The sequence below is a fragment of the Nocardioides sp. W7 genome (genome assembly GCF_022919075.1).
Lineage (GTDB): Bacteria > Actinomycetota > Actinomycetes > Propionibacteriales > Nocardioidaceae > Nocardioides.
On sequence record NZ_CP095078.1, the window covers coordinates 4,137,992 to 4,164,088 of the forward strand.

At 72.0% G+C, this 26,097-nt stretch carries 19 protein-coding genes; 5 read left to right on the forward strand and 14 right to left on the reverse strand.

All coding sequences use genetic code 11. The features are described 5' to 3' along the window. The first annotated feature begins 153 nt into the window (after positions 1-153). From MUB56_RS19540 to MUB56_RS19550, 3 genes are all read left to right on the forward strand, one after another. Positions 154-1,194, forward strand: coding sequence for a right-handed parallel beta-helix repeat-containing protein (locus tag MUB56_RS19540; protein ID WP_244928680.1), 1,041 nt, complete (start codon positions 154-156; stop codon positions 1,192-1,194). Between the two features lie 78 nt (positions 1,195-1,272). Next, positions 1,273-1,851 (forward strand): hypothetical protein, encoded by a 579-nt coding sequence (locus tag MUB56_RS19545; RefSeq protein ID WP_244928681.1) that lies wholly within the window; start codon positions 1,273-1,275, stop codon positions 1,849-1,851. 144 nt (positions 1,852-1,995) lie between these two features. Beyond that, positions 1,996-2,196, forward strand: coding sequence for a hypothetical protein (locus tag MUB56_RS19550; RefSeq protein WP_244928682.1), 201 nt, complete (start codon positions 1,996-1,998; stop codon positions 2,194-2,196). 1 nt (position 2,197) lies between these two features. Here MUB56_RS19550 and MUB56_RS19555 read toward each other — a convergent pair whose 3' ends face one another. The 4 genes from MUB56_RS19555 to MUB56_RS19570 all read right to left on the reverse strand — a co-directional run bounded on the left by MUB56_RS19555 (position 2,198) and on the right by MUB56_RS19570 (position 5,795). Further along, entirely contained in the window at positions 2,198-2,983 is a 786-nt protein-coding gene (locus tag MUB56_RS19555; protein WP_244928683.1) for an ABC transporter permease, read from the reverse strand. After that, positions 2,980-3,771 carry an ABC transporter permease gene (locus tag MUB56_RS19560; RefSeq protein ID WP_244928684.1) on the reverse strand — a complete coding sequence of 264 codons (792 nt, stop codon included), beginning with the start codon at positions 3,769-3,771 and terminating at the stop codon, positions 2,980-2,982. Before MUB56_RS19560 ends, MUB56_RS19555 begins: the two co-directional genes overlap by 4 nt. 9 nt (positions 3,772-3,780) lie before the next feature. Further along, positions 3,781-4,719 carry an ABC transporter ATP-binding protein gene (locus MUB56_RS19565; protein WP_244932446.1) on the reverse strand — a complete coding sequence of 313 codons (939 nt, stop codon included), beginning with the start codon at positions 4,717-4,719 and terminating at the stop codon, positions 3,781-3,783. 83 nt (positions 4,720-4,802) lie between these two features. Continuing rightward, positions 4,803-5,795 carry an LLM class flavin-dependent oxidoreductase gene (locus MUB56_RS19570; RefSeq protein ID WP_244928685.1) on the reverse strand — a complete coding sequence of 331 codons (993 nt, stop codon included), beginning with the start codon at positions 5,793-5,795 and terminating at the stop codon, positions 4,803-4,805. A 117-nt stretch (positions 5,796-5,912) separates the two neighbouring features. Between MUB56_RS19570 and MUB56_RS19575 the strand changes: the two genes are divergently transcribed. Then, positions 5,913-10,502, forward strand: coding sequence for an ATP-dependent helicase (locus MUB56_RS19575; protein WP_244932447.1), 4,590 nt, complete (start codon positions 5,913-5,915; stop codon positions 10,500-10,502). Between the two features lies 1 nt (position 10,503). After that, complete coding sequence (locus tag MUB56_RS19580) at positions 10,504-11,307, forward strand: DNA-formamidopyrimidine glycosylase family protein (RefSeq protein ID WP_244928686.1); 804 nt, start codon at positions 10,504-10,506, stop codon at positions 11,305-11,307. Positions 11,308-11,326: 19 nt separating this feature from the next. Here the strand turns inward: MUB56_RS19580 and MUB56_RS19585 are convergent, their stop codons facing one another. The 10 genes from MUB56_RS19585 to MUB56_RS19630 all read right to left on the reverse strand — a co-directional run bounded on the left by MUB56_RS19585 (position 11,327) and on the right by MUB56_RS19630 (position 26,077). After that, positions 11,327-11,635, reverse strand: coding sequence for a helix-turn-helix transcriptional regulator (locus MUB56_RS19585; protein ID WP_244928687.1), 309 nt, complete (start codon positions 11,633-11,635; stop codon positions 11,327-11,329). 34 nt (positions 11,636-11,669) lie between these two features. After that, positions 11,670-12,173 (reverse strand): CinA family protein, encoded by a 504-nt coding sequence (locus MUB56_RS19590; RefSeq protein WP_244928688.1) that lies wholly within the window; start codon positions 12,171-12,173, stop codon positions 11,670-11,672. A 101-nt stretch (positions 12,174-12,274) separates the two neighbouring features. Next, positions 12,275-17,620, reverse strand: coding sequence for an ExeM/NucH family extracellular endonuclease (locus MUB56_RS19595; RefSeq protein ID WP_244928689.1), 5,346 nt, complete (start codon positions 17,618-17,620; stop codon positions 12,275-12,277). 249 nt (positions 17,621-17,869) lie between these two features. After that, entirely contained in the window at positions 17,870-20,422 is a 2,553-nt protein-coding gene (locus MUB56_RS19600; protein ID WP_244928690.1) for a 5'-nucleotidase C-terminal domain-containing protein, read from the reverse strand. 83 nt (positions 20,423-20,505) lie between these two features. Then, positions 20,506-21,114: a CDP-diacylglycerol--glycerol-3-phosphate 3-phosphatidyltransferase gene (pgsA, locus tag MUB56_RS19605; RefSeq protein ID WP_244928691.1), complete on the reverse strand. Its 609-nt coding sequence runs from the start codon at positions 21,112-21,114 to the stop codon at positions 20,506-20,508. Beyond that, entirely contained in the window at positions 21,115-22,530 is a 1,416-nt protein-coding gene (gene rimO / locus MUB56_RS19610) for a 30S ribosomal protein S12 methylthiotransferase RimO (protein WP_244932448.1), read from the reverse strand. Positions 22,531-22,627: 97 nt separating this feature from the next. Continuing rightward, positions 22,628-23,026, reverse strand: coding sequence for a universal stress protein (locus MUB56_RS19615; protein WP_244928692.1), 399 nt, complete (start codon positions 23,024-23,026; stop codon positions 22,628-22,630). Continuing rightward, a complete protein-coding gene (locus MUB56_RS19620; protein WP_244928693.1) occupies positions 23,023-24,570 on the reverse strand; it encodes a tripartite tricarboxylate transporter permease in 1,548 nt (515 codons plus the stop codon). The genes MUB56_RS19615 and MUB56_RS19620 overlap by 4 nt, the downstream gene beginning before the upstream one ends. Beyond that, complete coding sequence (locus MUB56_RS19625; protein ID WP_244928694.1) at positions 24,570-25,094, reverse strand: tripartite tricarboxylate transporter TctB family protein; 525 nt, start codon at positions 25,092-25,094, stop codon at positions 24,570-24,572. Before MUB56_RS19625 ends, MUB56_RS19620 begins: the two co-directional genes overlap by 1 nt. Next, complete coding sequence (locus MUB56_RS19630) at positions 25,091-26,077, reverse strand: tripartite tricarboxylate transporter substrate-binding protein (RefSeq protein WP_244928695.1); 987 nt, start codon at positions 26,075-26,077, stop codon at positions 25,091-25,093. Before MUB56_RS19630 ends, MUB56_RS19625 begins: the two co-directional genes overlap by 4 nt. Positions 26,078-26,097 lie beyond the last annotated feature (20 nt).

Genomic DNA, 26,097 nt, shown 5'->3' on the forward strand with positions numbered 1-26,097 from the left:
CGCGGCGAGCGATTCGATAATGACCAATCGACGCGGCTCAAATTGCACAAGAATGAAAAAACTGCATAAACAGATTGAGTCGGGCTATACGGCCTTTCCCCAATATCGGGTATAACTCGAGATATTCCAACGGACCTTCGCTTCAATAGGTGAATGGGAATTCCTCGAATGGTCACCGCGGGGCTCGTGGCCGGACTGGTCGCGACCGCCCTGGGCCCGATCGCCCCGTCGCCGGCCGCCGCAACGGCCGGCCGGGAGGTGCGGGTCGACACCGCCGCCGGGCTCACCCGGGCCCTGGGCCGGGCCCGTCCCGGCGACGTGATCACCGTGGCCGACGGCGTCTACACGACCCGCGGTGAGCAGGCCGACCTCGTCGTCGGCGAGAAGCGCTACTACGGCACCTTCGTCCTCGAGGCCTTGGGCACGACCGCGCGGCCCATCGTGCTGCGCGGAAGCCGTCGGGCGGTGATCGACGGCGACCCCGGCGGCGACGGCACCGGCACGCAGTACGGGCTCTATCTCGCCGGCGCCGACCACGTCCGGGTCCTCGGGCTGACGGTGCGCAACGTCTCGAAGGGCATCGTGGCCGACCGGTCCGACGACGTGCGCCTGGACCGGGTGCGGGTGCACCACACCGGCCAGGAGGGGATCCACCTCCGGGCGTTCTCCCGCCGCGGCGTCGTACGACGCTCCGTGGTCCACCACACCGGCGTGGACAACCCGACGTACGGCGAGGGCATCTACGTCGGGAGCGCCCACTCGAACTGGGAGACCTACAGCGACGGGCGGCCCGACGCGTCCGACGGTGCGCGGATCCTGGGCAACCGCATCCGGGCCACCGGCGCGGAGAGCATCGACGTCAAGGAGGGCACCCGCGGCGGCCTGATCGAGGGCAACGCCTTCGACGGGCGCGGCATGACGGGGTCCTGGGCCGACTCGTGGATCGACGTCAAGGGCAACGGCTGGCGGGTGCTGCGCAATCGCGGCACCCACGCCCTCGAGGACGGCTTCCAGGTGCACGAGGCGCTGCCCGGCTGGGGCCGCCACAACCGCTTCCGGGGGAACGTCGCCGTGGTCCGTGGCCCGGGGTACGGGTTCTGGGTCCAGCAGGACCTGAGGGGCAACGTGGTCTCGTGCGACAACCGGGTGCGGGCCGCGCGCTCGGGCTTCGGCAACGTCCGGTGCCGCCGCTGACCGCTCGGCCTCCACAAAAGTGGGGACAACGCGGCCGTCACCGGGACCCGGCCCGACCCCGGCCCTAGCGTCCTCGCCATGCCACGGACCCCTCCGAGGAGCCTTGCGGCGCTCCTGGCGATCGCCTCGATCGCGCTGACCACGGCCGGCTGCGCGGACGCGGATCCGGGGGCCACGGCACCCGGGCCGGGCATCGACGCCGCCACCGCCGGCCTGCCCGAGACCTCGACCGCGCCGACGCCGGCGACGACCACGGGTGCCACCGGCGACGCACCCGCGCCGGCCCCCCGGTTCGGCCGCACGTTCCGGTACGGCGGTGGGCTGGCCGTCACGGTCGCCGAGCCGGAGCCCTTCCGCCCGTCCGCGTGGGTGCAGCGCCAAGCGGGTACGCCGATGCGCTTCGAGATCACCGTCCGCAACCGCACCGGCGACACCTGGAACCCCAGCCAGCTGCACGTCCGGCTGCTGTCGGCCTTCACCCCCGCCACCCCGATCTTCGACCACGACAGCCAGGTGCTGGCCCGGCCCGAGGAGCGGCTCGCCGACCGCGGGACCGTCACCTTCTCGGTCGGGTTCTGGGTCGGCGACGCCGAGCAGCTCGCTCTCGAGCTCGCTCCGGGCTTCGGCTACCAGCCGATCACCGTCAGCCTGGCCTGAGCGCGACCCGTCAATCATTCGGCGTTTCCGACGGCGTGTCGTAGCACGATTGACGGGTCAGCCCGCGGGCCGGCAATAGTCCGTTCGGGCCTCTCCGTCCTGGGGAAGCGGCGTCAGCCTGGGACCAGGGACGAGGTGATGGGCATGGTCAGGACCGAGGTCGATCGGCTGAACCGGATCGTCGACGTGGCGGCGGCACACGCGTGCCGGGCGATGCTGGAGCTGCAGGACCACCGCCGCTCGCCGGACCCGCAGATGCGAGCGGCCTACGAGGCGGTGCACGACCTGATCGGCGACCTCGGCGGCCTGCGGATGGCGATCACCGTGCTGGTCGAGCCTCACTGAGCTACGTCAGGAGCAGGGTGTCCAGCCGCTTGCGGACCACGAGCATCCCGACCAGCCCCATCACCAGCAGGTAGCCGACCGAGACGGCCGAGTCCCAGGAGATCGCCCCGGTGGTGAGCTCGCGGCACAGCACCACCCCGCGGTAGAGCGGCGTGCACTCCACCACCCACCGCAGCCAGCCGTCGTACGCGGTGATCGGGAAGAACGTCGCGGAGAACAGGAACAGCGGCAGCTGGATCAGGGTGACCTTGTCGAAGTCCTGCCAGGAGGTCATGTACGTCGTGAGCGCCATGCACACGGAGCTGAACGCGAAGCCGATCAGCAGCGCGGCCGGGAACGCCAGCACCGCCCACCACGAGTCGATGAGCCCCATCCCCAGCATCACCAGCAGGAAGGCCAGGGAGTAGCTGCCGCCGCGCAGCTGGCCCCACAGGATCTCCGAGCGCGCGATGTCGCCGGTGGTCAGCGGGGTGGCCAGCAGCTGGTCGTAGAGCTTGATGAACTTCAGCTTGAAGAAGACGTTGAACGTGGAGTCGAGCAGCGCGCCGTTGAACGCCGACGCCGCGAGCATGGCGGGCGCGACGAACTCGGCGTACGGCACCGGCTGGCCGTTGAGCTCGAAGGACTCGACGAGCTGCCCGACCCCGATGCCGATGGAGAGCAGGTAGAGGACGGGCTCGAGGAAGCCGGTCAGGAACAGCTTCCAGGCGTCCTTGTAGACGACGTAGTTGCGCAGCGTCAGCAGGCGCATCGCCTGGACGCTCGACAGCGGCTGGACGGTGCTCACGAGACCAGCCGCTTCCGCAGTCCGGCGAGCGCCCAGAACCAGCCGGTGACCAGCAGCACGACCAGCACCGTCACGTTGACCGCGGCGGTCGACCAGTCGATCTCGTCCAGGCAGAACATCCGCGACAGGCTGACCCCGTGCCACAGTGGCGTCAGCCGCGCGAACCAGGCCCCGACGTCGCCGAGGTTGACGACCGGGAAGAACGCCCCGGAGAGCAGGAACATCGGGAAGACCCCGATCCGGAACAGCACCCCGAAGGCCTGCTCGTCCTCCAGCCGGGCGCTGAAGCCGTAGACCCACACCCCGAACGCCATCCCCACCAGCACCTGTCCGGCGAACGCCACGAACGGGCCCCACCAGGACTCGAACACCCCGAACGGCGCCAGCACCAGCATGTAGACGCCGCACGTCGTCGCGACCCGGAAGAGGACGAACGACAGGGTCGCGCCGGCGAGGTGCTGGACCTGCAGCGGCGTCGCGAGCATCGAGTCGTAGACCCGCTGCCACTTGATCAGCCCCATCACCGGGTACGTCGTCTCCCCCACCGCGGTCTGCATCGCCTGGGCGGCGACCAGGCCCGGCACCACGAAGGCGAGGTACGACGTCGCGCCCTCGAGCTCGTCGGAATCGGCCTCGATGAAGCCGCCGAGCAGCACCCCCATCGCGACGACGTAGAACAGTGGGGCGACGAAGGAGCTGATCGCCGAGGAGCGCCAGGTGCGCCTGTAGACGGTCAGCCAGTAGTCGGTCTGCCGGCGGACACCGTCGGCGAAGGCGAGATCGGGCACCGCTCCCCCTCAGTCGACCAGCGTGCGGCCGGTGAGGCGCAGGAAGACGTCCTCCAGGGAGGAGCGCCGGACCAGGGTCGCGACGGGGGTGAGCCCGCGCTCGTGGACCTTCGTCACGACCTCCTCACCGTCGTCGCTGTAGACGAGCAGCCGGTCGGGCAGCACCTCGACCCGGACCCCGAGGTCGGCGACCTTCTCGGCGAGCGTCTCGTGGGTCGCGCCCTCCTCGGCGACCCCGAACCGGAGCTCGGCGACCTCGCGGGTGGAGTGCTCGCGGATCAGCTGCAGCGGCGAGCCCTCGGCGACGATCAGGCCCTTGTCCATCACGACCAACCGGTCGCACAGCTGCTCCGCCTCGTCCATGTAGTGGGTCGTGATCACCAGCGTCACCCCGGCCTGCTTGAGCCGGAACAGCCGGTCCCACAGCACGTGCCGCGCCTGCGGGTCGAGGCCGGTGGTCGGCTCGTCGAGGAGCAGCAGGTCGGGTGAGTTGACCAGGCTGCGAGCGATCGTGAGGCGCCGCTTCATGCCGCCGGAGAGGTCCTCGACCTTGGCCTTGGCCTTCTCGGTCAGCTGCACGAACTCCAGCAGCTCGTCGACCCGGTCGTTGACCTCGCCCTTCGGGATCCCGAAGTAGCGGCCGTAGATGTAGAGGTTGTCGCGCACGTTCAGCTCGACGTCGAGGGTGTCCTCCTGGGGGCACACGCCGAGGCGTCCGCGGATCGTCGGACCGTCGGTCGCCGGGTCCATGCCGAGGATGCGCAGCTCGCCGCCACTGACCGGCGAGACCGCGGCGATCATCCGCATGGTCGAGGACTTGCCCGCCCCGTTGGGTCCGAGGAACCCGAACGCCTCCCCGCGTCTTACGTCGACGTCGATGCCCTTCACGGCCTCGAACTCCGCACCGGGCTTGCCGAAGGTCTTGCGCAGACCTCGCGCCAGGATCATGGACTCCGGCTCCACCGAGAAATCGGGCACGGGGAGCACCCTAGTGCCGGGCGCCGACAGCCCGCCCGATCCGAGCTGCCCGCTCAGGCCACCGATTCCCGCTCGAGGGCCTCGGCGGTCAGCTCGACCGATCGCAGCCGGCCCTCGGTGGTCGGCGCCTGGTGGGCGGTGATCAGCTCGTCGGCGGCGACCAGGTCGCGGAAGCCGCGCAGGTAGTCGGCGACCTGGGGCGGCGTACCGACCGCGGCGTAGGTGAACATCTGGTCGACGTGCTGGCCGGCACCGCGGCGCAGCAGTACGTCGGCCTCGACGTCGGAGAGGTCCTGGCCGCCGGCGAACAGCCCGACCGCGAGCGCCCGTCGCATGGCCGCGTGCTGCTCCTGGGCCTGGCTCGTGGTGTCGGCGGCGATGACGTTGACGCCCGCGATGACGTACGGCGCGTCGAGCTGGGCGGAGGGCTGGAACTCGCGGCGGTAGGCGGCGACGGCGGCCTCGAGCGCCTGCGGCGCGAAGTGGCTGGCGAAGGCGTACGGCAGCCCCAGCCGCGCGGCCAGGTGGGCCCCGAACATCGAGGACCCGAGGACGTAGAGCGGGACGTGCGAGCCGCTGCCCGGGACCGCCTGGACACCCGGGACCCGGGACTCACCCGCGAGGAATCCCTGGAGCTCCAGGACGTCGTCGGGGAACCGGTCCGAGGAGGTCGGGTCGCGGCGCAGGGCGTACATGGTCGGCTGGTCCGAGCCGGGCGCGCGGCCCAGGCCGAGGTCGATCCGGCCCGGGTACATCGCCTCGAGCGTGCCGAACTGCTCGGCGATCGTGAGCGGGGCGTGGTTGGGCAGCATCACGCCGCCGGCACCGAGCCGGATCGAGGACGTGTGCGCGCCGACGTGCGCGATCAGCACGCTGGTCGCCGAGGAGGCGATCCGCGGCATGTTGTGGTGCTCGGCGTACCAGACCCGCTCGTAGCCGCACTGCTCCGCGCGCTGGGCGAGGGCGACGCTGGCGGCGATGCTGCTGCTGACGCTCTCTCCGCGCGCGATCGGGGCGAGGTCGAGCACGGACAGCGGGATCTGCATGGAGGAGCCTTCCGGTCGGGTGTCTCGGGACAACGCTCGCGGAGCCCGGACCCTTCCCGGCTCCGTCCACCCGGTCGACACCGGCGGTCGGACCGGTTGTCGGTGGGGTGAGCAAGACTGGGCGACGTGTCCGACGCGCTCGCCCGGTTCACCGCCCCGACCCGCACCTGGTTCGAGGCGGCGTTCGCCGCACCCACCCCCGCGCAGGCCGGGGCGTGGGACGCGATCGGCGCCGGCCGGCACGCACTGGTCGTGGCCCCCACCGGCTCGGGCAAGACCCTGAGCGCGTTCCTGTGGAGCCTCGACCGGCTGCTCTCCGCGCCGCTGCCGGACGACAGGCAGCGGCGCTGCCGGGTCCTCTACGTCTCGCCGCTGAAGGCCCTCGCGGTCGACGTCGAGCGCAACCTGCGCGCGCCGCTGACCGGCATCCGCCACACCGCGGACCGGCTCGGCGTGCCGGTGTCCGAGGTGCGGGTCGGCGTCCGCTCCGGTGACACCCCGGCGACCGAGCGCCGCAAGCTGGTCACCGCACCGCCCGACATCATGATCACGACGCCCGAGTCGCTGTTCCTGATGCTGACCTCCCAGGCCCGCGAGTCGCTGCGCGGCGTCGAGACGGTGATCGTCGACGAGGTGCACGCCGTCGCCGGCACCAAGCGCGGTGCCCACCTCGCGGTCTCGCTCGAGCGCCTCGACGCGCTGCTGGAGCGGCCGGCCCAGCGGATCGGCCTGTCCGCGACGGTCCGCCCGCTGGAGGAGGTGGCGCGCTACCTCGGTGGCACCGCCCCGGTCGACATCGTCGCGCCGCCCTCGGCCAAGGAGTGGGACCTGAAGGTCGTGGTCCCGGTCGAGGACATGACCGCCCCCGGTGAGACTAGGTTCGACGAGCCTGGCGAGGACGGCGACGAGCCGGCCCGCGCGCAGTCGATCTGGCCGCACGTCGAGGAGCGGGTCGTCGACCTGATCGAGCAGCACCGCTCGACCATCGTGTTCGCCAACTCCCGCCGGCTGGCCGAGCGGCTCACGGCGCGACTCAACGAGATCGCGACCGAGCGCGCCGGGGGCGAGCTGGAGGGCGGCGACGCGGTCCCGGCCGAGGTGATGGCCCAGTCCGGGCAGTCGCAGGGGGCCGAGACCGTGATCGCCAAGGCCCACCACGGCTCGGTGTCGAAGGAGCAACGGGCGCTGATCGAGGACGACCTCAAGCGCGGCCGGCTCCCCGCCGTGGTGGCGACCAGCAGCCTCGAGCTCGGCATCGACATGGGCGCCGTCGACCTGGTCATCCAGATCGAGTCGCCGCCCAGCGTGGCCAGCGCACTGCAGCGGGTCGGCCGGGCCGGCCACCAGGTCGGCGAGGTCTCCCGCGGGGTGCTGTTCCCCAAGCACCGCGGGGACCTGGCCCAGACCGCGGTCGCCGTCGAGCGGATGCGCAGCGGTGCGATCGAGTCGCTGCGGGTGCCGACCAACCCGCTCGACGTGCTCGCCCAGCAGGTCGTCGCCGCGACCGCGCTCGAGGCCTGGGACGCCGACGAGCTGTTCGCGCTGATGAGGCGGACGGCGTCGTTCGCGCAGCTGCCCCGCCCGGCGTACGACGCCACCCTCGACCTGCTGAGCGGCCGCTACCCCTCGGATGAGTTCGCCGAGCTGCGCCCGCGCATCGTCTGGGACCGGGTGACCGGTGCGCTGACCGGCCGACCGGGTGCGCAACGGCTTGCGGTCACCAGCGGCGGCACGATCCCCGACCGCGGCCTGTTCGGGGTCTTCCTGGTCGGCGACGGCAGCGGCCGCCGGGTCGGCGAGCTCGACGAGGAGATGGTCTACGAGTCGCGCGTCGGCGACATCTTCGCGCTCGGCGCGACCAGCTGGCGGATCGAGGACATCACCCACGACCGGGTGATGGTCACCCCGGCCCCGGGCATCCCCGGCCGGCTGCCGTTCTGGAAGGGCGACACCCTCGGCCGCCCCGCCGAGCTGGGCGCGGCCATCGGCGCGTTCACCCGCGAGCTGGCGGCGCTGCCGAAGGCCGACGCCGAGGCCCGCGCCCGCCAGGGCGGTCTCGACGAGTGGGCCGCCGGCAACCTCGTGACCTACCTCCACGAGCAGCTCGAGGCCACCAACGTGCTGCCGAGCGACACGACCCTGCTGGTGGAGCGCTTCCGCGACGAGCTGGGCGACTGGCGCCTGGTCGTGCACTCGCCGTACGGCACTCCGGTCCACGCGCCGTGGGCGCTCGCGATCAACGCCCGGCTGCGCGAGCGCGACGGCGTCGACGGCCAGGCGGTCGCCTCCGACGACGGCATCGTGATCCGGATCCCCGACACCGACGCCGAGGCGCCCGGCGGCGAGCTGCTGGTCTTCGAGCCCGACGAGATCGAGGACCTGGTCACCTCCGAGGTCGGCGGCTCCGCGCTGTTCGCCGCCCGGTTCCGCGAGTGCGCGGCCCGGGCCCTGCTGCTCCCCCGGCGCGACCCGGGTCGGCGCTCACCGCTGTGGCAACAGCGGCAGCGCTCGGCGGCGCTGCTCGAGGTCGCCTCGCGCTACCCGTCCTTCCCGATCGTCCTGGAGGCGGTGCGCGAGTGCCTCCAGGACGTCTACGACCTGCCGGCCCTGGTGGCGCTGATGCGGCGCGTCGACCGACGCGAGGTGCAGGTCGCCGAGGTGGCGACGCACGCGCCGTCGCCGTTCGCGCGGAGCCTGCTGTTCGGCTACGTCGCGCAGTTCATGTACGAGGGCGACTCCCCCATCGCCGAGCGCCGGGCCGCGGCCCTCTCCCTCGACCAGGGGCTGCTCGCGGAGCTGCTCGGCCGGGCCGAGCTGCGCGAGCTGCTCGACCCCGAGGTGCTGGCCGAGGTCGAGGCCGAGCTGCAGCGCCTGGCTCCCGACCGACGGGCGCGCAGCGCCGAGGGGCTGGTCGACACGCTGCGGCTGCTCGGCCCGCTGACCACCGAGGAGGCGGCGCTGCGCTGCGTCGAGGGCGCGCCGGCGGGGGCCTGGCTCGGCGAGCTGGCCGCGACCCGGCGCGTCGTCGAGGTGCGGATGGCGGGCGAGGAGCGCTGGGCGGTCGTCGAGGACGTCGGCCGGCTCCGCGACGGGCTGGGTGTCCCGGTCCCTCCGGGCACCCCCGACGCGTTCACCGACCCGGTCGAGGACCCGCTCGGCGACCTGGTGGCCCGCTTCGCCCGCACCCACGGCCCGTTCACCACCGACCAGGTCGCCGCGCGGCTCGGGCTCGGCGGCGCCGTCGTACGCCACACGCTGCAGCGGCTCGGCGCCCAGGGCCGCGTCCTCGACGGCGAGTTCCGGCCGTCCGGGACGGGCTCGGAGTGGTGCGACGCCGAGGTGCTCCGCAAGCTCCGCCGGCGCTCCCTGGCCCGGCTGCGCCAGGAGGTCGAGCCGGTCGAGCCCGAGGCGCTGGGCCGGTTCCTCGTGGCCTGGCAGCACGTCGACACCGGTGGCCGGGGCGGCCCGCGGGGCGTCGACGGCGTCCTCACGGTCATCGACCAGCTCGCCGGCTGCCCGTTGCCGGCCAGCGCGCTGGAGCCGCTGGTGCTGGGCGCCCGGGTGCGCGACTACGAGCCGGCGTACCTCGACGAGCTGACCGCCTCCGGTGAGGTGATCTGGGCCGGCCACGCGGCGCTGCCCGGCTCGGACGGCTGGGTCAGCCTGCACCTCGCCGACCAGGCGCCGCTCACCCTCCCCGAGGCCACCCCCTTCGAGCAGAGCGAGCTCGCCCAGGCCGTCCTCGACGCCCTCGCGCCGGGCGGCGCGTGGTTCTTCCGCCAGCTCGCGACCAGCGTCGGGAGCACCGACGACCAGGCCCTCTCGGCCGCCCTGTGGTCGCTGGTGTGGGCGGGTCGGGTCAGCAACGACACCCTGACCCCGTTGCGTGCGCTGACCCGCTCCGGCACGGCCAGCCACCGCACCAAGCGGCCGCCGGCGCGACCGCGGATGTCGTCGACCACCGGCCGCGGCCGGATGCCCGCCCGCACCGGACCGCCCGAGACCGCCGGCCGGTGGGCGCTGCTGCCCGAGATCGACACCGACCCGACCCGGCGCGCCCACGCGACCGCCGAGCACCTGCTCGACCGGCACGGCGTGGTGATCCGGGGCGCGGTGCTGAGCGAGCGGGTGCCGGGTGGGTTCGCCGCCACCTACAAAGTGCTCTCCGCGTTCGAGGACTCCGGTCGCTGCCGACGCGGCTACTTCGTCAACGGCCTGGGGGCGGCCCAGTTCGGCACCGCAGGCGCGATCGATCGGCTGCGGACCTTCAGCGAGGCCTCGGCGACCTCGGCCACCGGCGGGGGCGACGCCAAGCCGACCGCCGTCGCGCTGGCCGCCACCGACCCGGCCAACCCCTTCGGCGCCGCCCTCCCCTGGCCGGCCTCGACGGGCGCGACCACCGAGAGTGCCGGGCACCGCCCGGGCCGCAAGGCCGGTGCTCTGGTCGTGCTGGTCGACGGTCGGCTGATCCTGTACGTCGAGCGCGGCGGCCGGACCCTGCTCACCTGGTCCGACGACGTCGACCTGCTCACGCCCGCGGCCTCGGCCCTCGCCGAGTCCGCGCGCCGTGGCGCCCTCGGCCGGCTCACCGTCGAGCGTGCCGACGGCACCCAGCTGCTCGGCTCCGGCGGCACCCCGCTGCGGGAGGCGCTGGAGGCCGCCGGGTTCGTCGTGACCCCCAAGGGTCTCCGGCTGGGGCGGTCCTGAGGTGCCGGAGGGCGACACCGTCTACCGCGCGGCCCGGCTGCTCGACCGCAGCCTGTCCGGCCACCTGCTCACCGGCACCGACTTCCGGGTGCCCCAGCACGCCACCGCCGACCTCACCGGGGCGGCGGTCGTCGAGACCGTCAGCCGGGGCAAGCACCTGCTGACCCGGATCGCCGGACCCGGCAGCGAGCGCTGGACGCTGCACACCCACCTGAAGATGGAGGGCAGCTGGCGCGTCTACGAGCCCGGGCGCCCGTGGCGAAGGCCGGCCCACCAGGCCCGGGTGGTGCTGCGCACCGAGACCGCGGTCGCCGTCGGGTTCTCCCTCGGCATCGTCGAGCTGCTCCCGGCCGACGGCGAGGACGACGTCGTCGGACACCTCGGGCCGGACCTGCTCGGCCCCGACTGGGACGAGGACGAGGCGCTGCGCCGACTGACCGAGGCTCCGTCCCGGCCGATCGTCGAGGCGCTGCTCGACCAGACCCGGCTCGCCGGGATCGGCAACATGTACGCCGCCGAGCTCTGCTTCGTCGGCGGCGTGCACCCCGCCACCCCCGTCGGCGACGTGTCCGGCCTGACCCGGCTGGTCCGGCGCGCGCGTCAGATGCTCGACCTCAACAAGGAGCGGGCGGTGCAGTCCACGACCGGCGACCTGCGCGAGCGCGAGCGGATGTGGGTCTACCGCCGGGACCGGTCGCCGTGCCGGCGCTGCGGGACGCCGATCGCGGTCGAGATGCGCGGACCGGCGGGCCGGGAGCGGGCGTCGTACTGGTGCCCGTCGTGCCAGCCGGCGCCGGTGGATTGAGGATCAGGCGGGCTGAGGATCAGGCGGCGGAGGCGACGACCGCGCCGGCAGCCACCCGAGCGCCGACGGTGATCGGCGTGGCGGTCAGGGCGGCCTCTTCGACCGCCACCGCGTCGGAGACCTCGCGGAGCACCTCGGACAGCGTGACCTCGAGGGCCGTGCACAGGGAGGCGAGCAGCTCGGAGGAGGCCTCCTTCTGCCCGCGCTCGATCTCGGAGATGTAGCCCAGGCTCACCCGAGCCTCGGCCGAGACCTCGCGCAGCGTCATCCCACGCTCCATGCGCTGGGCGCGCAGCACGTCGCCCAACTGTCGTCGGAACAGCACCATGCGGGGTCTCCTTCCTGGCCTGTGTGGCCCAACGCTACCCGAGACCTACTTCTTCCCTCTGGAGGATGCCAGCCAGCGCCGACAGTGCCTCGTCGCAGGTGCGATCCGTGATCGTCGCGCGATCCCCCGACAGCTCGAGTGCCACCGCCTCCAGCAGCCCCGGACCGGCGAGGCCGACGTAGACCGTCCCAGGAGGCTTGCCCTCCTGCTCGCTCGGTCCCGCGACGCCCGTCGTGGCGACGCCGAAGGTCGCGCCGGTGCTGGCCCGTACACCCGAGGCCATCGCTCGAGCACACTCCGCCGAGACCACCCCGTGCTCCTCGACCACCTCGTCGGGCACGTCGAGCATCGTCTGCTTCAAGGCCGTCGCGTAGGCCACGACCCCGCCGAGATAGGTCTCCGACGCCCCCGGCGTCTCGGTGAACCGCACCGCCAGCTTCCCACCGGTGAGGGACTCCGCGGTCGCGACGGTGAACCCGCCGGCCCGCAGCAGGAGGTGGGTGCGGGTGGCCTGCTCCTGACGATCGCGTGCGCGCATGGCCGCAGGGTATCCGGGCCGGGCGCGAGACAATCGCCCCCCGAGAGCGGCCGGTGGGAGCCGGTCCCGAGGACCGACTCCCACCGCGCGTCGTGCGGGTGCTAGCGCTTCCGGCGCACCGTGAAGGCCAGCTTTTCGCTGCTCCGCTCCAGCAGCGCACTGCCGAGGTACTGGACCGTGACCTTCTTCCGGCCGGTGCTGGAGAACGCCTTCAGCTTCAGCGTCGCCCGGCCGTTGCGGACCGTGATCGTCCTCGACCTCTGGCCCGTGACGGTGATCCGCACACTCCCGGTGGCCTTGACGCCGTCGGCTCCGGCGACCCGGACGGTGAGCGTCGCCCTGGTGCGCCTGACGACGACCTTCTTGGGCTTGACCGAGCCGCGGATGACCGAACGTGCCTTGGCCACCGTCGCCCCGAACGTCTTCGACGCCGGCGCGAAGGTGCCGTCACCGGAGTACGACGCCGTCAGCGTCACCCGACCCGGGGCGAGCGACCTGGCCGGCAGGATCACCGTGGCGACCCCACCGACGACCGGCGCGGAGCCGAGCACCCCGGCGCCCAGCTTCACCTGGACGGTGCCGGTGGCAGCGGCGTCGACCGTCACCTTCACCGACGCCGTCCTGCCGTAGGCGAGGCTCACGTCGCCGACCGAGACCGGAGTGGTCCGAGGCCCGGACCGGATCGCCAGTGGGACCGGGACCTTGGTGCCCGTCGACGCCCCCTCCAGGGTCAGCACCGCACCGTTCGACACCGAGGCCGGGAGCACCACGTCGACCGAGGCCGTGCCCTGCTCGTCGGTCTGGGCGGTGCCGATGGTCGTGGTGACCGGGAAGGTGCCCAGCACCTGCGCCCCGAGCTTCACCTGCAGCTCGGTGTCCACGATGTCGGCGCCCGTCGACATCGACCAGGAGGAGACGTCGAGGACGACGCGGTCCCCGGCGCCGTAGGTCGCGGGCGCCCCGGCCGGGAACCGCACCCCGACCGCACGCTGGCTGTAGTCGACCGGCAGCGGGTCGGTCTCCGCGAACTCCTCGAGGTAGTCGATCATCGCCTCGAGGTCGACCTTGCCCGTGTCGGCCTTCCCCGTGCCGTTGTTCAGCTCGAAGAAGTTGTCGCCGCCCGAGGCCAGGAAGGAGTTCACCGTCACCGAGTAGCTCGCGGTCGGGCTGATCGGCGCCCCGTCGAGCCAGATGCCCGTCACCTCGCCCAGCTGCTGACCGGGCTTCGCCGGGTCGTCGTACTGGTAGTAGGTGTAGGTCAGGCCCTCGGACACGCCGAGCCGCAGGAAGGCGCGGGACGGCACGTTGCCCGCCGAGTCGCGCTGCCACTGCTGCTCGAGGACCTTCTCGATCTGCTCGCCGGTCAGGTCCATGTTCACCAGGGTGTTGGCGAAGGGCTGGACGACTGCGGCGTCCTTGTAGGTGAGGTTGCGCTCGGCGCCGGAGACGGTCCCGATCATGTCCGCCCGCAGGCCGCCGGGATTCATGAACGCGATCTGCGCCGCCCCGGCCTCGGGGGTCTCCGTCGCCCACCGCTGGACCTCCGCGACCAGGTTGCCCAGCGTCGACTCGCCACCACGGTTCTCCGTCGTGGTGTCGCCCAGCTTGGCCCGGTTGAACGGGGCCTCGATCTCGCCGACCTTCACGGCACCGCGGATGTCCGCCTCGGCCTTCGCGGCGGCGACCGTGTCCGCGACCTCGGCGTCCGGCTCGAAGCCGGCGCCGGCGACGCCGACGATGTCCTGCGCCACCGCGACCAGGTCGTCGGTGTCGTTGTCGTAGGTGAACAGCAACTGGTTGAGGTTGGTGCCGTACTGGCCGGCCGAGACGACCGGTCGCGTCTTGACCGCACGGTCCGCCCAACCGGGCACGGGTACGGCGAAGCTGTACGCCAGGTGCGTGTGACCGGAGACAATCGCGTCGACGTCGTCGTCGACGTTGTTCACGATGTGCCCGAAGGCCGTCGTCTCGTCCGTGGCGGACGTGTACGTCGCCTGCGAGGCACCCTCGTGGACGAGCAGGACCACCAGGTCGGCGGGATCGGGACCGGACTTCAGCTCGGCCGTCGCCGCGTTGGTCGCGTCGACGATGTCGGTGACGGTGACGCCCGCGATGCCCGCCGGGGCCACCAGCGACGGCAGGTCCTCGGTCACCGCACCGACGAAGCCGACCTTGATCTCGCCGGCGTCGGTGTCGAAGGTCTCCGTCCAGGAGTCGGCCAGTTCCGGCTCGCCCGCGGGAGCCTCGACGTTGGCCGCGATGTACTCCCAGTCCGCACGGTCGTGGACCCGCCCGAGGAAGTCGTCGTAGCCCTTGTCGAACTCGTGGTTGCCCGCTGCGGAGACGTCGAGTCCGGCTTCGTTGAGCGCCTCGATCGTGGGCTCGTCGTCCTGGATGAACGACTCGAACGTCGAGGCACCGATCAGGTCACCGGCCGCTGCGAATACGGTGTCGGGGTTCTCGGCCTCGAGCTCCTTGACCGCGCCGGCCAGCACTGCCGCACCGGCGCCGTTCGCACCGTCCGGCAACAGCCGGCCATGGAAGTCGTTGGTCGCCAGCAGCTGGATGGTGGAGTAGTCGGTCCCGTAGTCCTCCAGGTCGAGACCCACGATGGCCGGGTTGTGGTCGGAGGCCGCGAACGGGCTGTCGCCCTGGAAGAAGTTCGTGGCGTTGTAGTTGAAACGGCTGTACTGGAACGCGATCGACTCGGCCGCGTTGATGTCCCAGATGTCGGCACCCACGACGAGGTCCATGGCGGCCTCGTTGCCGAGCACGTGGTCGACCGACCCGGACAGGCCGCTGAAGGAGTAGGTCTCCTCACCGCCCTGGCTGGACTCGATAGCCTCGTAGCCCGCGGTGTAGAGGACGTGCATGGGGTCCTCGTGGGTGTAGGAGTTGAAGTCACCCGCGAGGAACACCGCCTCGATGCCGCGCGCGGAGGCGAACTGCTCGGCGAACGCCGCCAGCTTCTGCGCCTGGCGCGTGCGGTCGCCGTTGAAAGCGCCGGTGTCGGCGTTGTTGGCGTTGTCGCCGGTCGCGGCCGGGTCGCTGTCGCCCTTCGACTTGAAGTGGTTGGCGATCACCGCGAACGACTGGGAGTCGAGCGCCCCGCGGGGCTTGAACGCCTGGGCCAGCGGCTCGCGGGCGTTGGCGAACACACCTGCCGGCGTGCCGGTCGCTGCGTTCGCGTTGGCGGACTCGTCGAGGTACAGGTCGGAGGCCCCGACCGGGTCGACGGTCTGGGGCTTGTAGATGAAGGCCGACCGGATGACGTCCTGGAGACCGACCGCACCGGACTGGACGGCCTCGGTCGGGCTGGTGACCAGCTTCCAGGTGGTGGAGCCCGCGTCCGTGTTGAGGGCGTTCACCAGGGCGACCAGTGCGTCGTCGCGGTTGTTGCCCTCACCCGGGAGCTTGATCGAGTTCTCGATCTCCTCCAGGGCGACGATGTCCGCGTCGAGGCGGTTGATCGCCGTGACGATCTTGGCCTGCTGCCGCAGGAAGCTGTCCTCGGTGGCCGCCCCACGCACCCCGTTTCCGGTGATCTCGCCGTTCACCACCGTGCCGCAGGAGTCGACCGCGATCGGGTTGCCGGCGCGGTCCTCGTAGAAGTCGCAGTCCACCGTCAGGCGGGCCGCAGCCCCGTTCTCGAGGTAGTCCTCGCCGGTGGTGTTGAAGTAGTTCAGGACGTTGAACGTGGCGATCTTGAGGTCGCCCGGCACGTTCACCGGGTTCTCGTTGCCCGTCCGGGTGTTCGTGAAGGTGGCGACGTCGGCGCCGCTGTCCGTCACCTGCGCGGTCGGCTGGAACTTCCACGTGCTGTTGCGCCAGTCGAGCACCACCGGATCCGTGAGCGTCGCCTCGGCGCCCACCCGGATCGGGTTGCTCGGCGAGAGCCACGGCAGCGGCTGGTTCTTGGCCGTCGCGTTCGTCATGTAGTTGAGCGACGAACCGTCGTCGAGAGAGACGGCGCGCTCGGCGTTCTCCGCCTTGATGACGGCCAGGCCGGTGCTGTCGTCGTCGCGGACGTACTCGGTCGGCTGGCGCAACGGGGCGTTCCCCGTCGCCAACCCGATCTCGGCGAACGTGTTGAGGTTGTAGGTGTTGGTGACCGTGAAGGTGTCGGTCGGGGAGACCAGCTCACCCTCGCGGTCCTCGCGAGTGGCCTCGGTGGTCGGGTAGGCGATCGACCGCGGCGTCACGGTGCCCAGCGGGTCGACCTCGGTCACGCCCGACGGCGACGTCGGCGAGATCTGGGTCAGGCCGTTGAACTCGGAGACGGCGCCCGTGACCCGGATCGAGTCGCCGAGGGCGACGCCCGTCGGGATGTTGGCGTAGGTGGGACCGCCGTAGACGAAGATCGCGTCGGACGAGCCGTCCGTGTCGGCGCCCGGGGTCTGGAGGTACAGGCCGTTGAAGCCCCCGGCCGGGTAGATGGCGGTGACGACGCCCGTGGTCACCACGGTCTTGCCGACCTCGGGCGAGGACGAATCGTCGCCCTGGATCTCGGCGATCGTCTTGGCCGCCGGGACCTCGGACACGGTGATCGAGAACGTCTCGGTGTCGGTCTGGGCCGGAGTGCTGGCGTCGGTCGCCGTGATGGTGACCTCAGTCGTGCCGACGGTCGTCGGCGTGCCGGTGATCTGGTTGCCCGCCAGCGTCAGGCCGGCCGGGAGCGGGCTCGTCTGCCAGGTGATCGGCGCGGTGCCGCTGACGGCGGTGAGGGTGATCGGCGCGATCGCCTGACCCACGAACACGCTCTTGTCGCCCGGGTCCGCCGCGGAGAACGGCACGACCTCAGGGAGGGTCTCGCCGGCCGCGTTGGTGGGGGTCGGCGTGCCCGCGGCGAAGTCGGTGCTGTTGTTGTCGTTGTCGGTGCTGACCGTGGTCCGGCTGAACGACTTCGTGTTGTCGGTGACTCCGGTCGCCGCAGCCGTCTCGTAGGTGTTCGACGTGCCGAACCCGACGAGGTCGATGACCTGCGGGTTGTTCAGGACCGACGCGGTCCCCGGGTTGATCGCCGACGTGCCGTTGGCGATCCAGATCGTGCCGTTCGTGCCGCCCGCCAGGACACCGGTGGCGACCAGGTCGGCGGCCGGCAGGTTGGTGCCGTTGGCCGTCGGGGCCGTCAGCCGGACCAGGAAGGTCTTCCCGGGCTGGACGGTGCCGGACAGCGTGGCCACGCCGCTCGCGACAGCCGCCCCGGTCGCCGAGCGGTACTGCACCGAGGTGCCGGCCAGATCGATCGGGCTGGCTGTTGGGTTGTAGAGCTCGATGAAGTCGGCGTTCCTGACGGCGTTGGCGTTGCCGCCGTTGCCGTAGAACTCCGAGATGACGATGCCGGAGCTGGCGGCCGAGGCGATCGGCGGCGACACGAGCTGCAGACCGGCGACGGCCAGACCGAGGCCGAGGGCAGCGGAGACGCGCTGCCGGGTGCGTGAGGACACGTGGGGGGACCTTTCGACGACACGAGCGAACGGGGCGACCGTAACCCGCCGAAACGGGAACCTGTCCTGTTGATCGCGTGAACGCGACGTAACAACTTGACCCAAGTCGGGACAACGGCGGAGGACTACCGCAGCCTCCGCCAAACCGCCGCGGCTTCTTTGTCGGGATCTACCGTTGCCCGGTACGACGACGCCGGCCGGGGGCCCCTGGGCCCCCGGCCGGCGCCAGGTCGTTACGTGCGTCCGGGACTAGCGTCGGGACACGCGGATCCGGATCGTGCGCGAGATCCGCTTGACGGTCGCACTGCCGAGGTAGGTCACCTGGATCCGCTTCCTGCCGGGCACCCGGAACGCGGGCAGCCACATCACGGCCCGGCCGTTGACGAGCGGCAGCCGGACCCGCTGGCCCCCGACGATGACGACCCGGACCGTCCCGCTCACGCTGTCGAGGGTGGTCGGCGGCCGTACCCGGATGGCGAGCAGCGGGCGGTGGCGGCGTACGACGATCCGCTTGGCCTTGACGTCGAGCAGGAGCTTGCGCGGGGCGGCCTTGGCGACGCCCACCCGGGTCTCCGATCCGGCGTTCGAGGCCAGGTTGTCGTCGCCGAGGTAGGCGACGCGGAGTCGGTGATAGCCGGGCACCAGGGCCCGCCCGCTCACTTCGAGCGTGACCTTGCCGTCGACCAGGTCGGCTCGCCGGATCAGCCGGTCGCCGTCCATCAGCCGCACCCGCCCGGCGGCGGCGAGGGGCCCGCTGACGGTCACGGGGACCGACCAGCCCTGGCCGTAGGTGAGCTTCGCCGGCAGCGGGGCAGACAGGGTCGAGGCGAGCTTCGGCAGCGCGGCGCCGACGACGGTCCGGCTGGGCTCGGCGACCAGGGCGAGACCCTGCTCCCCCGCCAGGTCGGCGGGCACGGTCAGGTCCACCGAGGCGGCCCCGTTCGTGACCGGGAAGGTGCCGAGCTCGCGGTAGCTCGCCCCGGAGACGGCGAACGCCTTCACCCGGGTGTTGGCCGGGCTGCCCTGCGAGGTCAGGTCCAGGTCGGCCAGGTCGACGTCGACCTGCGCACCAGCGGTGATCGTGTCGGGCAGCGTGCCGCTCACCTCGACCTGCTGGCGGGCGTAGTCCGGACGCACCGTCCCGGCCTTGCGCAGGTGAGCGGCGAACATCTCGATGTCGAGGATGCCCGTGTCGGTCACCTTGCCCCGGGAGAAGGCCGTGAACCCGTCGGCGCCCCCGGCGAGGAAGTTCAGCGTGGAGACGGTGTACGGCGTCGCCGGCTCCAGCACCTTGCCGTCGAGCCGGATCGAGGTGATCCGGTCGCCGGCCGGCCGACTCGGGTCGGCGGTCACGCGCAGGTTGTCCGACACCCCGAGCTGGAGGTACGGGTCCTCGGCGTCGTTGCGCCACTGCTGCTCGAACAGCTGGTCGATCTGCGCCCCGGTCAGCTCGACCAGGGCGACGGTGTTCCCGAACGGCAGCACGGCCGCGGCCTCGGCGTAGGTGATCACCCGGTCGGCGTTGAGGGGGTTCTGGCTCGTGTCGCCGGCCGCGAGCAGCTCGGCACGCAGCCCGCCGGGGTTGGTGACCCCGAAGTCAGGGTCGCCGACCGCGGGTCCGGCGAGGAGGGTCTCGGCGACCAGGTTGCCGAGCGTCGACTCCGAGGCCCGGTCGTCACGGCTGCCGCCGGTGTAGCGGCCGCCGGTGTAGGTCCCGCCGGTGAAGGCGGTGGTGATGTCACCGACCTGCCGGCCGACCGCCTGGCTGCCGACCTGGGCTGCGTTGGCCAGCGCCGCGTCCACGATGGTCTTGACCTTCGCGACCGCCGGGAGCGCGGTGTTCTCCTGGGCGACCCGCGCGACGTTCGCGGCGTCGTACGCCGTCACCGCATCGGTGTCGGGGTCGTAGGTCAGCGTGACCTGGCCGAGGTTGGCGCCGTACGACCCGGTCTGCACGATCGGTCGCGTCGTCGCGGCGCCGGGGACGGGCGCGTCCCAGGCGTAGGTGGCGTGGCTGTGGCCGGTGAAGATGACGTCCACCGCGGCGACCGTGTCGTTGACGATCGAGGCGAACGCCCCGCCCTTCGCGACCTCGCCGGCCAGGGTGGAGGCGGGCTCGCCGACCCCGGCGCCCTCGTGGTACTCGGCCACCACGACGTCGGCCTCGCCGTTGCTGGGGTCGGCATCGGTGAGCTGCGCCGCCACCCGGTTGACGGCCTGGACCGGGTTCCCGAAGTCCAGGTCGGCGATGCCGGCGGGCGAGACGATGGTCGCCGTCTCCTGGGTGACCACCCCGATGACGCCGACCGTGACCCCGCCGACCTCGAAGGTGTCGTACTCCGGGAGCGCCGGTGTCGTGGTGCCCTTCCGGTAGACGTTCGCGCCGAGGTAGCGCCAGTCGGCCCGCGCCTCGACCCGGCCGGTGAGGTCCGCGGCGCCCTTGTCGAACTCGTGGTTGCCGACCGCGGAGCTCTTCAGCCCCAGGGCGTTCAGGACGTCGATGGTCGGGTTGTCCTGCTGGACGCTCGAGGCGAACACTGTGGCGCCGACGTTGTCGCCGGCGGAGAGCAGCAGCGTGTTCGGCTCGGCCGCCCGGAGGTTCTCGACGGTGGTCGCGAACTTCGTGGTGTTCGCGTCGATGCGGCCGTGGAAGTCGTTGAGGTTGAGCAGCTGCAGCTCGACCGGGTCGGCGGCGTGGGCGGCGGGCGCGGCCACCACGCTGAGTGCGGTCCCGGCCAGGCCGAGGGCCGTGGCGGAGGCGACGGCGCGCAGGACGCGGCGGGAGGGATGCGGAGCTGGCACGGCGGAGGGGGCCTTTCCCGAGGTCGGTGTGTGCCTCGGACCCTAACCGCTGTGGTGCCCGGATTTCGTAGGTCGCGCGGGTGTCAGCGCAACCGGGCGCGCTGCTTCCACACGTCGCGGTAGAACTCGAAGCCGGACCAGAGGGTCAGCCCCACGGCGACCACCAGGCACGCCTGCGACACGTAGAACAGCACCTCGCCGGGCGTCTGCAGCCAGCTCGGGAGGTCCTCGTCGCGCAGCGGCAGGATCAGGCCGCCGAGCGCCAGGGCCTGGAAGGTGGTCTTCAGCTTGCCGAGGTCCTTGGCCGCGATCACGACCTTCTTCAGCACCGAGAGCCGCAGCAGCGTGACGCTCCACTCGCGCAGGAGCACCACCACGGTGACCCACCACCAGACGTCGCCCACGATCGAGAGCCCGATCAGCGCCATCCCGGTGATCGCCTTGTCGGCGATCGGGTCGGCGATCTTGCCGAAGTCGGTGACCAGGTTGCGGGCGCGGGCGATGTCGCCGTCGATCTTGTCGGTGATCATCGCGACGGCGAAGATCACCCAGGCGACGGTGCGCCACGTGATCGACTCACCGCCGTCGATCAGCAGTGCCCAGGCGAAGAACGGGACCAGCACGATCCGCAGGGTCGTGAGGACGTTGGGCAGGTTGAAGTTGCTGACCCGCTGCTGCTCGATCCCGCTCACTCAGACCTCCTCGGCGATCAGGTCGACGCCGTCGGTGGCAACCACCACGGCCGAGACCAGGGCGCCCACCTCGGCCGTGGCACCGGGCAGGTACGTCGTGCCGTCGACCTCGGGACCCTGGTGGGCGGCCCGGCCGGCGACCTCGCCCTCGTCGACCGACTCCACGAGCACCTCGACGACCTCGCCGATCCGCTCCTCGGCCCGCTGGGCGTTGAGCTCCTCGACGAGGGACTGCACGTGCTCGGTGCGGGCGCGGACCTCGTCCTCGTCGAGCTTGCCGTCGTACGTCGCCGCCTCGGTGCCGTCCTCGTCGGAGTAGCCGAAGACGCCGGTGACGTCCATCCGGGCCGCGACCAGGAAGTCGCACAGCGTCTGCAGCTCGTCCTCGGTCTCGCCGGGGAAGCCGACGATCACGTTGGACCGCACGCCCGCCGTCGGCGCCAGCCGGCGCGCCTGGTCGAGCAGGCCCAGGAAGCTCTCGGGGTCACCGAAGCGACGCATCCGGCGCAGCACCGTGGCGCTCGCGTGCTGGAAGGAGAGGTCGAAGTACGGCACCACGCCCGGCGTCGTCGCGATCGCCTCGATCAGCCCCGGCCGGGTCTCGGCGGGCTGCAGGTAGGAGACCCGGACCCGGTCGACGCCGTCGACCGCGGCCAGCTCCGGCAGCAGCATCTCGAGGAGGCGCAGGTCGCCGAGGTCCTTGCCGTACGACGTGGAGTTCTCCGAGACCAGGAACAGCTCGCGGGCTCCCTGGCTCGCCAGCCAGTGCGCCTCGGCCAGCACGTCGGCGGGCCGTCGGCTGACGAACGATCCGCGGAACGCCGGGATCGCGCAGAACGTGCAGCGTCGGTCGCAGCCGCTCGCGAGCTTCAGCGGCGCCATCGGGCCGCCGTCGAGCCGGCGACGCAGCCCGCGCGGCCCGGTCACCGGACCGCCGATGCCGACGTCCCCGCTGGTCGCGACCGCGTGGCCCGGCACGCTCAGCGTGGTGGCGTCGCGCTCGGCCGGCGAGATCGGCAGCAGCCGGCGACGATCCTGCGGGGTGTGCGCCTGGTGGGTCTCCCCCGCCACGATCGAGCGCAGCCGCGCCGCGATGTCGGGGTAGTCGTCGAAGCCCAGCACCGCGTCGGCCTCGGGCAGCGACTCGGCCAGGTCCTTGCCGTAGCGCTCGGCCAGGCAGCCCACGGCCACGACGGCCTGGGTGCGGCCGGTGTCCTTGAGATCGGCGGCCTGCAGCAGGGTGTCGACCGAGTCCTTCTTGGCCGCCTCGACGAAGCCGCAGGTGTTGACGACGACGGTGTCGGCGTCCGCCGGGTCGTCGACCAGCAGGAAGCCGTCGGCCTCCAGTCGGCCCGCGAGCTCTTCGGAGTCCACCTCGTTGCGGGCACACCCGAGGGTCACGAGGGCGACCGACAGCAGGGTGTCGCGGGCGGGGGTCGTCTCAGTGGTCTGGCTCATGGTCGTTCCCGAGTATGACCGCCCGGGGACCCCGCCCGCGAACCGCGACCCCCGATCAGACGGGTTCCGTGTCCGGTTTCACGGTCAGCACCGGGCAGACCGCGCCCAGGATCACCCGCTGCGCGACGCTGCCCATCAGCAGCTTGCCGACCGGCGTACGACGGCGCAGGCCCAGCACGATCAGCCGGACCCCCTCGTCCTCGGCCACCCGGAGCAGCTCGTCGGCCACGTCGGCCGCCACCACCTGCCGGACCTCGAAGGTGACCCCGTCCAGGTCGTCCCCGACGTGCTGGAGGACCTCCGGGGCGGCGAACCGCTGGTCGACGAACGCGTCGCCCTTGCTGCCGTTGACGATCAGCAGGCCGTAGCCGCGCTGCCGGGCCTCGGCAGCGGCGTGCTTCACCGCCGCCCGGCCGAACTCGTCGGGGGTGAAGCCCACCAGGATCGTGCTCATCGGTCCACCAGCTCTCGATCGTCGGACGGGTCGCCGTCCGTGGGGTCGTCGGTCCTGTCGAAGCGGGACGGGAGGAGGTAGCGAACCGCGATCGGCACCGCCAGGAAGAGGGCGATCAGCACGTAGACGATCACCGACAGCGGCTCGTTCACCAGCCCGGAGGCGTCCCCGCCGGAGAGGGCCAGCGCCTCGCGGAGCTTGGACTCCATGATCGGCCCGAGGATCACGCCGAGGATCAACGGCAGCACCGGCAGGCCGAAGCGGCGCATGGCCAGGCCGAGCAGCCCGAAGATCAGCAGCAGGAACAGGTCGAAGGCGTCCAGGTTGACCGTGTAGGCACCGAGCGAGGCGAAGAAGAGGATGCCGGCGTAGAGGTAGGGCCGCGGCACCCGCAGCAGCTTCGCCCACAGCGGCGCCAGCGGCAGGTTGAGGACGAGCAGCATGGTGTTGCCGATCAGCAGGCTGGCCAGCAGCGTCCAGACCAGGTCGGGCTGCTCGGTCATCAGCTGCGGCCCCGGCTGGATGCCGTAGCTCTGCAGCGCGGCCAGCATGATCGTGGCGGTCGCGGTGACCGGCAGGCCCATCGCGAGCAGCGGCACGAAGGTGCCGGCCGCGGAGGCGTTGTTGGCCGCCTCCGGCCCCGCCACGCCCTCGATGGCGCCCTTGCCGAACTCCTCGGGGTGCTTGGTGAGCTTCTTCTCGGCCAGGTAGGACAGGAAGGTCGGGGTCTCGGCGCCGCCGGCCGGGATCGCGCCGAACGGGAAGCCCAGCGCGGTCCCCCGCAGCCACGGCTTCCACGAGCGCCTCCAGTCCTCCTTGCCCATGAAGGGCTGGCCGACCGGCGTGATCTGCAACGGCGTACGACGCAGGTGCGCGGCGACCCAGAGGGCCTCGCCGAGCGCGAAGATGCCGACCGCCACCACCACGATGTCGAGCCGGTCGGCGAGCTGGGTGGTGCCGAAGCTCAGCCGCGGCTGCCCGGTGTTCAGGTCCAGGCCCACCAGGCCGATCGTCAGGCCGATGAAGAGCGCGATGAAGCCACGCAGCTTGGAGCTGCCGAGCACCGCGGTCACCAGCACCAGGGCCATCACCGTGATCGCGAGGTACGACGGCGCGCCGATCTTGACCGCCACCTCGGCGAGCGCCGGGGCGAAGAAGACCACGCCCATGGTCCCGATGGTGCCGGCGATGAACGACCCGATGGCGGCGGTGGCGAGCGCCTGCGCGGCCCGCCCCGCCTTGGCCATCTTGTTGCCCTCGATCGCCGTCATCACCGACGCCGACTCACCGGGGGTGTTGAGCAGGATCGAGGTCGTCGACCCGCCGTACATGCCGCCGTAGTAGATGCCGGCGAACATGATGAAGGCCTGGGTGGCCTCCAGCCCGTAGGTCACGGGCAGCAGCAGCGCCACGGCCATGGCCGGGCCGATGCCCGGCAGCACACCGACGAAGGTGCCGAGCAGCACGCCGAGCGCGGCCCAGAGCAGGTTCTCGGGGGTGACGGCCGCTTCGAGGCCGCCCCACAGCAGGTTGAGGCTGTCCATCAGAGGATCCCGTCCAGGAGGCCGGGGCTGAGCGGGATGCCGAGACCGACGTAGAAGCCGTACCAGCTGGCCACCGACATCACGATGCCGACGAGCACGTCCCGCACCAGCGTCGTGCTGCCGAGCGCCCAGGCGGCGCCCGCGAAGAGCAGCGCCCCGGAGATGGCCCAGCCGAGCACGCTGATGGTCGCGATCGTGAAGACCAGGACGCCGACGAGCTTGCCGACCGTCACCCAGTCCGCGGGGGTGTCCAGGTCGATGTCCTCGCCGTCGTCGGCCTCCGGGCGCGAGCCGCGCAGGGTCGCGATGACCAGCAGCACGGCCAGCAGGAGCAGCGCCGAGCCGATGACGTACGGGAACACGCGCGGGCCCACCGGGTCGGCGAACCCGACCTCGAGGGTGGTGGCGTCGTACAGGGTGTAGCCGCCCAGCAGGGCGAGGAAGCCGGCCAGTCCGAACTGGGCGCGGTCGATCCGGACCGGCTCGGTGGCCGGCGGGGTGGTCTCGTGGCTCGTCTCGGTCACAGCAGACCGACCTCCTCCAGGGTCGACGCGACGCGCGCGTCCTGTTCGTTCAGGAACTCGCCGAACTCGTCGCCGGTCTTCAGCGCATCGGTCCAGCCGTTGTCCTCGAGGGCCTGCTCCCACTCCGGGGTCGCGTGCATCTCCTCGATGAACCCGATCAGCTCGTCGCGGCGCTCGTCGGAGATGTCCGGCGGCGCGAGCACCCCGCGCCAGTTGGTGAACACCAGGTCGATGCCCGACTCGGTCAGCGTGGGCGCGTCCTTGACCGACTCACCCGAGAGCCGCTCCTCGCCGGAGACGGCGAGCACCCGCAGCTCGCCGGCCTCGATCTGGCCCTCGAACTCGCCGAGACCCGAGAAGCCGACCGCGATCTTCTCGCCGAGCAGGGCGCTGGTGAGCGGCCCGCCGCCGTCGTACGGCACGTAGCGGACGTCCGACGGCTTGATGTCGACCGCCTCGGCGAGCTGCATCGGGAACAGGTGGTCGGGGCCGCCGGGGCTGGAGCCGCCGCCGACGGCGATGCCGGACGGGTCGGCCTGCCAGGCCGCGACGAAGTCGTCGATGGTCTGGTACGGCGAGTCCGCCGGCACCAGCACGCCCTCCTGGTCCTCGATCAGCTGGGCGATCGGGGTGGCGTCGGTGACCTTGTAGGGCAGGGCGAAGGAGTACGCCGAGCCCACCACGCCGAGACCCATGGTCATCAGCGTGTGCTCGTCGCCGGACGCGCCCATCAGCCGGGTCAGGGCGACCGAGCCGCCCGCGCCGAGGATGTTGGTGACCTCGAAGTCGCCGCCGGTGATGTCGGTCTGGTCGAAGACGCTCACCGCGGCGCGGCCGGTCTGGTCGTACCCCCCGCCGGGGCTGTTGGGGATCCACATCGCCAGGTCGCGGCTCTCGTCGCCCCGGGTGACTCCGCACCCGGCGGACGCGGTCACCGCGACCAGCGCGACCGCGGCCGCGACCGCTCGTGTTGCCGTCAGCATGTTTCTCCTGTCAGGTTCCG